Raw genomic sequence first — 2,019 nt, 5'->3', positions numbered from 1 at the left:
TAGGGTACACCCGGACAGTTGCTTAGTCGGCAGAAATGGTTACAGTGCAACTGACGGTAAACTGTACTCTTACCTTGAGGGCACGAGGTTCCACCAGACGGCGGTCGACATGGCTGAAATATCAACTTTATGGCCAAGACTCCAAGATGCTAACGAGCAGATCTGCCTGTACGCCCTAGGGGAGACGATGGACAGCATACGCACTAAATGCCCAGTAGAGGACGCCGATTCGTCTACGCCGCCGAAAACGGTACCGTGTCTATGTCGGTACGCGATGACCGCGGAGCGGGTTGCCAGACTTAGGATGAATAACACCAAAAACATCATCGTGTGCGCCTCCTTTCCATTGCCGAAGTACAGGATAGAAGGCGTGCAGAAGGTGAAGTGTGACCGAGTGCTAATTTTTGACCAGACCGTCCCGTCACTAGTAAGTCCCAGAAAGTACATACAGCAGCCGCCGGAACAGCTGGATAATGTGAGCCTGACTTCTACGACGTCGACGGGATCCGCATGGTCATTTCCATCGGAAACGACCTACGAAACCCTGGAAGTCGTAGCCGAGGTACACACCGAACCTCCGATCCCTCCGCCTCGCCGACGTAGAGCAGCCGTCGCCCAACTTAGACAGGATCTGGAAGTCACCGAGGAGATCGAGCCGTACGTGATACAGCAAGCAGAGATCATGGTCATGGAGAGGGTCGCGACGACAGACATACGCGCTATCCCAGTCCCGGCACGGCGGGCCATTACAATGCCAGTCCCAGCCCCCAGTGTTCGTAAGGTCGCTACCGAACCTCCATTAGAACCGGAAGCTCCTATCCCGGCACCAAGAAAGAGAAGAACCACTGGCACCACACCTCCGCATAACCCCGAGGATTTCGTTCCCAGGGTACCGGTTGAGTTACCGTGGGAGCCGGAAGACCTAGACATCCAATTCGGTGACTTGGAGCCACGCCGCCGGAACACCAGGGACCGAGATGTCAGCACAGGAATACAGTTCGGTGACATCGACTTTAACCAGTCCTGACTAGGCAGGGCTGGCGCGTATATCTTTTCGTCTGACACTGGCCCGGGTCCCCTACAGCAGAAGTCCGTAAGGCAACATGAATTGCCATGCGAGACTCTGTATGCCCATGAAGACGAACGCATATACCCGCCGGCATTTGACGGAGAGAAAGAGAAGGTACTCCAGGCAAAGATGCAGATGGCCCCGACAGAAGCGAATAAGAGCAGGTACCAGTCGAGGAAAGTAGAGAACATGAAGGCATTAATTGTAGAAAGACTACGCGAAGGAGCAAAGATGTACCTCCATGAGCAAACCGACAAAGTACCCACGTACACCAGCAAGTACCCTAGACCTGTGTACTCACCATCGGTGGATGACAGCCTGAGCGATCCGGAAGTGGCTGTGGCCGCCTGTAACTCTTTCTTAGAGGAGAATTATCCGACCGTGGCGAACTACCAGATAACCGATGAGTATGATGCTTATCTGGACTTGGTCGACGGCTCTGAAAGCTGCCTCGACAGAGCTACGTTCTGCCCGGCCAAACTAAGATGTTACCCTAAGCACCACGCATACCACCAACCACAAATCAGGAGCGCAGTACCTTCCCCTTTCCAAAACACGTTACAAAACGTGCTAGCCGCGGCCACTAAAAGAAATTGTAATGTCACCCAAATGAGAGAATTACCAACCATGGACTCTGCGGTGTTTAACGTAGAAAGCTTCAAAAAATACGCCTGTACCGGCGAATATTGGCAAGAATTTAAAGACAATCCTATACGGATCACCACCGAAAACATAACGACGTACGTGGCTAAACTCAAGGGTCCAAAGGCTGCTGCCCTTTTTGCCAAGACGCATAACCTGGTGCCGCTCCAGGAGGTGCCAATGGACCGCTTCGTGATGGATATGAAGAGAGATGTGAAAGTTACACCAGGCACCAAGCATACCGAAGAAAGGCCTAAAGTGCAAGTGATTCAAGCGGCGGAACCATTGGCCACGGCATATTTATGCGG

At 52.8% G+C, this 2,019-nt stretch carries 1 protein-coding gene and 1 pseudogene; both read left to right on the top strand.

Annotated features, from left to right (window positions below):
* Positions 1-1,027 (top strand): annotated as a pseudogene (locus tag MFF01_RS22245) (hypothetical protein); the annotation flags it as partial.
* 231 nt (positions 1,028-1,258) lie between these two features.
* A partial coding sequence (locus tag MFF01_RS22240; RefSeq protein ID WP_238228597.1) for an RNA-dependent RNA polymerase family protein occupies positions 1,259-2,019 on the top strand: 761 nt, incomplete at its 3' end.

Source organism: Methylobacterium adhaesivum, assembly GCF_022179065.1.
In the GTDB taxonomy this organism is placed as follows: domain Bacteria; phylum Pseudomonadota; class Alphaproteobacteria; order Rhizobiales; family Beijerinckiaceae; genus Methylobacterium; species Methylobacterium adhaesivum.
Note: the sequence above shows the minus strand (reverse complement) of the source record. Positions and strands in the feature narration are given on the sequence as shown.